7 protein-coding genes are annotated in these 5889 nt (G+C 63.7%); 2 read left to right on the forward strand and 5 right to left on the reverse strand.

The window, feature by feature from the left end; genetic code table 11:
* From yidC to rpmH, 4 genes are all read right to left on the reverse strand, one after another.
* Positions 1–1063 (reverse strand): membrane protein insertase YidC (yidC, locus tag ACOVQ0_RS17635; RefSeq protein WP_421887479.1); only part of this gene is annotated, 1063 nt, incomplete at its 3' end.
* 55 nt (positions 1064–1118) lie between these two features.
* Positions 1119–1328, reverse strand: coding sequence for a membrane protein insertion efficiency factor YidD (gene yidD / locus ACOVQ0_RS17640; protein WP_421887482.1), 210 nt, complete (start codon positions 1326–1328; stop codon positions 1119–1121).
* On the reverse strand, positions 1325–1726 hold the full coding sequence (gene rnpA, locus ACOVQ0_RS17645; protein WP_421887484.1) for a ribonuclease P protein component: 402 nt from the start codon (positions 1724–1726) through the stop codon (positions 1325–1327). The genes yidD and rnpA overlap by 4 nt, the downstream gene beginning before the upstream one ends.
* Positions 1727–1764: 38 nt before the next feature.
* Positions 1765–1899, reverse strand: a complete 135-nt coding sequence (rpmH, locus tag ACOVQ0_RS17650) for a 50S ribosomal protein L34 (RefSeq protein WP_168853169.1) — start codon at positions 1897–1899, stop codon at positions 1765–1767.
* A 155-nt stretch (positions 1900–2054) separates the two neighbouring features.
* Between rpmH and ACOVQ0_RS17655 the strand changes: the two genes are divergently transcribed.
* The gene (locus tag ACOVQ0_RS17655) at positions 2055–3377 is read left to right on the forward strand and encodes a sensor histidine kinase (RefSeq protein ID WP_421887486.1); all 1323 of its coding nucleotides are present in this window, start codon (positions 2055–2057) and stop codon (positions 3375–3377) included.
* 19 nt (positions 3378–3396) lie between these two features.
* Here the strand turns inward: ACOVQ0_RS17655 and ACOVQ0_RS17660 are convergent, their stop codons facing one another.
* Positions 3397–5703, reverse strand: a complete 2307-nt coding sequence (locus tag ACOVQ0_RS17660; RefSeq protein ID WP_421887489.1) for a CDC48 family AAA ATPase — start codon at positions 5701–5703, stop codon at positions 3397–3399.
* Here ACOVQ0_RS17660 and ACOVQ0_RS17665 point away from each other — a divergent pair.
* Positions 5702–5889 (forward strand): hypothetical protein (locus ACOVQ0_RS17665; RefSeq protein WP_421887492.1); only part of this gene is annotated, 188 nt, incomplete at its 3' end. The genes ACOVQ0_RS17660 and ACOVQ0_RS17665 overlap by 2 nt on opposite strands.

The raw sequence follows: 5889 nt of genomic DNA on the forward strand, positions 1-5889 counted from the left end.
CGAGCAGCCAGAAGATCGGCTTTTCGAACCAGCGGAACCAGCCCCAGTCGATCGACAGGCTGAAGTTGGCTACACCCGCCGCTTCGTACTTTTCAAGAACGCTGTTTTCCTTGCCGCCAGCAAAGAGCCGCACGGACTGCGACTGCTGCTTGCCCGGTGCGACCGAGACGTTGGGGTAGAGCAGGTCGGCGCGGAACACGCCCGGCGCCGTGGAGCGGAAAGCGCCTTCGGCCTTGGCCCCGGCATCGGGAATCAGCGCCGACAGCCAGTAGATATCGGTAAAGCCGATCCAGTTGGTTCCACCCTTGAGCGGCACGGCCTGTCCCGGCGCTTCGGTGACGGTCGAATAGTTGTTTTCGAACGTTACCGAACCATCGAGCGCGGCAATCGGACCGGAATGGAGCTGCCAGGTATCGAGGCTGGCGGTCTTGTCAGTGCGGCTGACCAGTCCGAACGGCTTGACCACAATCGGGGTTGCGCCCGCATTGGCCACAGTCTGCGTAGCGGTGATCATGTAATCCGCATCAATCGCATAGCGGATCGAGAAGGTCTGCCCGGTGGGGTTGGTCCAACGCAGCGTGACGGGGGTCTGCGGTGTCAGCTTTGCGCCGTCTGCGGTCCACATCGTGTTGGTATCGGGCGTGGCGATGCCTTCGCCGACCCAACCGATCTGGGCATAGTGCTGTGCGGGCGTTCCGGCGGGCGAGAACAGGCGCACGGGCGCGCTGTTCTTCTCGACCGTCTCGGTGTGGCGGGCCAGCGTCACGTCATCGACCAGCGCGCCCTTGAGGTTGATCGTGCCCTTGAGGCCCGGCGCATCGATAGGAAGACGGTGCCCGGCGGCGAGTTCTGCGCGCAAGTCCTTCTTTTCCAGCGCGATATCGCCAGCATTGCGCAGCCCGCCTTCGCGCGTGGGCTTGCCATCCGCCGCCGCAGTCGTGGTTGCCGTGGCGGCAGGCTTTACGTCGGCCTGCGGGTAGAACCAGCGCATCGCGCCTTCCCAGCCGAGCAGCAGCAGGCCGGTAAGGACCACTGCCAAGATGACGTTGCGCTGATTCTGCACCGGGTTTTGCGTCCTGTTATTCTATGGCGCGCAAGGCGACCTGAAATTGCACTGGTTAAGGAACGGGATCATATCCGCACCCACCCCACGGGTGGCAGCGCAATAGCCGCTTCGCCGCCAGCCAGCCACCCTTAATCGCGCCATGCTTTTCCAGCGCTTCGATCGCATATTGCGAGCAGGAAGGGCTGAAACGGCAAGAGGGTGGAAGCACGCGCGACGGGCCGAGTTGCCAGCCCCGCGCAACAAGGATGAGCAGCCGTTTCACTTGCCCCGGCCGTGATGGGCGCGCGGGCCACCGCGCTTTCTTGGCGGATCGCCCTTGCCCGCAGCAGCGCGTGAAAGGGCAACGGCCAGTTCTTCACGCAGCAGGGCGAAATCCCGCTCGACCCCGCCTTCGCGCCCGATCATCACGTGGTCGGCACCGGCAATGCCGCCTTGCGGGAGCGCCTCGCGCAGCAGAGCGCGAAAGCGGCGCTTCATGCGATTGCGGACGACCGCGTTGCCGATCTTTTTGGTGACGGTGACGCCAAAGCGCATGTCCGCTTCATCGGCGGGCGCGCAATCGCGGTTTACCAACAGCACGAATCCGGGCCTTGCGACCCGGATTCCGCGATTGGCAGCAACGAAATCTGCCCGCTTCCGTATCGTGGCGATTCGGGTCATGCCCGCTTTCGCCGGAACAGGAAGCTGGTTGTCAGGCTTCAGGCCGACAGTTTCTTGCGGCCGCGTGCGCGGCGAGCGTGCAGAACCTTGCGACCACCGACAGTGGCGGCACGAGCGCGGAAGCCGTGACGGCGGGCACGCACGAGGTTGCTGGGCTGGAAAGTGCGCTTCATCGGTTTTCTCTTCTGTTCGAATCTGTGGACTGGCCATGCCGCACAGGCAACACGCCGGAATCAGGGGGTGGCCGATAGGCGACAGGGCCGCTTGCGTCAAGCCTGCGGCGCTTCAATACGTTGCCGCCTTTCGCGTTAACGTTTAGGCACGCGCGATGAACAGGGAAAACGAATCCCGCGATGGCGCGCAGCGCCTCCATTGGTGGCAGCGCGCGCCTCGCATTCCAACGCTTGCGCTGTTTGTCGTCGTTGCGCTGGCACTGCTTGGCACGTTTGCGCTGATCCTTGCAACGGTGGAAGCCGAGCGTTCGCAAAGGCAGCAGGCGGCGCGGACCAGTGCGATTCTCGAATCGCTCGACCAGATCGTGCGCGCTACGATGAGCGGCGAAACCGGGCAGCGCGGCTACTTCATCACCAGCGACACCCGCTATCTCGCGCCTTACCGAGAAGGACGGGAGCGCTATAGCCAGGAAATGACGCGGCTGCGGCAGCAGATGGGCGACGACTTGCCCGTCGACCAGGCGGACCTTCTGGCCGAGATCGCGCGGCTGGGCGATGCGAAATGGGCCGAAATGACCGGCGTGATCGAACTGGTCGGCCAGCGACGCATCCCGGATGCGCACGCGCGCGTCCTTTCCGACGAAGGTCAACTTGCGATGACCGGGTTGCGGCGCGCGGTGGCGAAGCTAGAAGATATCGAGCGCGTCCGGCTGGCGCAGGCGGTGCAGAACGCATCTGCTGCCGAAGCACGCATACTGCCATCGTTGGCTGCGCTGTTCGTGGTGATCGTCTGCGCGCTGGCGCTGGGCCTATGGCAGGCCATCCGCAGCGCCGAAGCAGAAGCGTTGGCGGCCAACGCAGCGGTGATCGCCGAAGCGCGCGACCGGGCAGACATTCTCGCCAAGGAACTCAACCATCGGGTCAAGAACCTGTTCGCGGTCATCCTTGCCATCGTGAAGATGAGCGCACGGGGTGATCAGGCAGCGGCCCCTGCGGTAGACCGGATCGCGAAGCGCATTCACGCGCTGGTGACGGCGCATGAAGTCACGCAAGGTTCGGGCAAGGATCAGACAGTCGATTTTGCCGACCTGATCGGGAAGGCAATTGCGCCCTATCGTTCGTCGTCGGAGCGGTGCGAACTGGACGGGGGCGAACTCGTGCTACCCGGAAAGCACGCGGTGCCTCTGGGGCTGGTGCTGCACGAACTGGTGACCAATGCCGTGAAGTATGGCGCCTGGGCGCAGCCCGGCGGGCTTTTGCGCGTGACCTGGAGCCGGGAGGGCGACCGCGCGCAAGTGCTGTGGGAAGAAATCGCTGCGGGTGAAGCCGCCGCGCCTGCCGAGGCTGGCCGCGAAGGGTTTGGTTCTGCCCTGATCCGGTCATCCGAACGCCAGCTTGGCGGCACGATCACGCGGCGCTTTGGCGAACGGGGAATCGTGGTGGAGATGGACTTCGTGCTGGAAGGCGGAGAGAGCTGAACCCTCTCCGCCTTGCGCATCAGCCGTGCTTGGATTCGCGCGTGGGCTGAACCATGCCGGGCGTGATGAAGCCCAGCGGGCCGGGATTCATCGCGCGCTTCTTCAACTCGCCCTTCATCCGGGCGTAATCGTCTTCCATCTGTTCTGTCACCGTCGCGCGTGATGCTTCAAGCGCTGCGGCGAAATCCTCTGCCGTGACCTGATCGACATTGCCGCCCGCGCGACGAATGGCGTTGAGGCCGGCCCGGCGCACCACGTCTTCCAGATCCGCACCTGTAAAGCGCAGCGTTTCTGCAGCGATCAGGCTGAGGTCCACGTCATCGGCCAGGGGCATGTTGCGCGTGTGGATGCCGAGGATATGGGCACGGCCTTCTTCGCTGGGGGTGCCGACATAGACCAGTTCATCGAACCTGCCCGGACGCAGCAGCGCTGGATCAACAAGGTTGGGCCGATTGGTCGCCCCGATCAGCACGACCGATTGCAGTTCCTCCAGCCCGTCCATCTCGGCAAGGATGGTGTTGACCACCCGCGCCGTCACGTTCGGTTCCCCCTGCCCGCTGCCGCGCGCGGGAACAAGGCTGTCGATCTCATCGATAAAAACCACGCAGGGCGCGACCTGACGCGCGCGGGCAAAGAGGCGGGCGATCTGCTGTTCGCTTTCGCCATACCATTTGCTGAGCAGATCGGACGACTTGATCGCGATGAAGTTGGCCTCTGCCTCTTTCGCCACTGCCTTTGCCAGTAGGGTCTTGCCGGTGCCGGGTGGGCCATAGAGCAGGAAGCCCTTGGCCGGACGGATGCCGAGACGGTGGAACGCCTCAGGGTTCTTCAACGGCAGTTCCACGCCTTCGCGCAACTTGTCCTGTGCCTCATCCAGCCCGCCTATGTCGGCCCAGCCGATGGTCGGCGCCTGCACCATGACTTCGCGCATGGCCGAAGGTTGCACGCGCTTCAGCGCCTGTACGAAATCGTCGCGTTCGACACGCAGGTTGTCGAGCACGTCCTGCGGGATCGTCTGCTGTTCGAAATCGAGTTGCGGCATGATGCGGCGCACGGCTTCGATTGCCGCCTCGCGCCCCAAAGCCGCCAGATCGGCACCGACGAAGCCATGCGTGGTGCGGGCTAGTTCCTGCAGATCGACATCTTCGGCCAGCGGCATACCGCGCGTGTGAATGCCGATGATTTCGCGACGACCCGATTCGTCGGGTACGCCCACCACGATCTCGCGGTCGAACCGGCCAGGGCGGCGCAAAGCCTCGTCAATTGCATCGGGCCGGTTAGTGGCCGCAATGACGACGAGGTTTGAGCGCGCCTGTAGCCCATCCATCAGCGTAAGCAATTGGGCGACAAGGCGCTTTTCCGCCTCGCCATGCACCTCGCTACGCTTGGGCGCGATCGAATCGATTTCGTCGATGAAGATGATCGAAGGCGCGGCCTTGGTCGCTTCCTCGAACACCTCGCGCAGGCGCTTTTCGCTTTCGCCATAGGCCGAACCCATGATTTCGGGGCCGTTGATGGTGAAGAACGAAGCGTCGCTTTCATTGGCCACGGCGCGGGCAAGGCGCGTCTTGCCGGTGCCCGGCGGGCCGTGCAGCAGCACGCCCTTGGGCGGATCTACGCCGAGGCGCGTGAACAGTTCGGGATAGCGCAGAGGCAGTTCCACCATCTCGCGCAACTGGCGGATGGTATCGCCCATCCCGCCAACGTCATCGTAGTTCACGTCGGCGCGGCTGGAGCGAGGCTCCTCGTATTCCGGGCGCAGTTCGACTTCGGTATTCTCGTCGATATGGACCACGCCCTTGGGGCTGGTCGAAACAACGGTGAGGCGGATCTGCGTTAGCGCGAAAGCTGGCGCATTGAGCATCTGACGAAGCTGCTGCGGCATGTCCGAACGGCTGACCTGCTGCTGGCCTGCCGTGGCTACCAGATCGCCTGTAACCAGCGGACGCCCGGCAAAGTTTCGTTTCAACGCTTGCGCCGGTCCCTGCAGTCGCAAGTCCTTTTGCGCGGGCGCAAAGACAACACGCTGCGCGGGCCGCGATTCTATGCGCTGCACTTCGACGTGTTCACCCGAACCGACATCGGCATTGGCGCGCTGCAAACCGTCGAGCCGGATAAGTTCCAGCCCTTCATCTTCCGGGTAGGGTTGAATCACGCGCGCTGCCGTGGAGCGTTTGCCCACGATTTCGATCACGTCACCTTCGGTAACGCCAAGTTGCGCCATGATGTGACGACTGACGCGGGCGATACCGTGCCCGCTTTCTTCCTGCCTTGCGCCCGCGACCTGCAAGCGCACGGTACGGGCTTCGGTTGCCGCATCTGCCATGAGTGGTGAAATCCCCTTGAACTGCCGACAGGTTCCGATGTGGGAACCGGCGCGCGGGATTTCAAACGCGGTGACCAGCCTAAAGTTGCGATCTGGCTACAAGCGGTCGTTCTGCGCACAAAATCAGCAGGCAAAAAAAGACCCGGCAGTTGCCCGCCGGGTCGGAAAGTTTTGGGAGAGGATGCC

The organism is Novosphingobium sp. (assembly GCF_049240505.1).
Lineage (GTDB): Bacteria > Pseudomonadota > Alphaproteobacteria > Sphingomonadales > Sphingomonadaceae > Novosphingobium.

Bases quoted from the DNA above. Each gene is read 5' to 3' on its own strand.
- rnpA (WP_421887484.1), bottom strand. From the start codon at position 1,726: ATGACCCGAATCGCCACGATACGGAAGCGGGCAGATTTCGTTGCTGCC.
- rpmH (WP_168853169.1), bottom strand. From the start codon at position 1,899: ATGAAGCGCACTTTCCAGCCCAGCAACCTCGTGCGTGCCCGCCGTCAC.
- ACOVQ0_RS17655 (WP_421887486.1), top strand. From the start codon at position 2,055: ATGAACAGGGAAAACGAATCCCGCGATGGCGCGCAGCGCCTCCATTGG.
- ACOVQ0_RS17660 (WP_421887489.1), bottom strand. From the start codon at position 5,703: ATGGCAGATGCGGCAACCGAAGCCCGTACCGTGCGCTTGCAGGTCGCG.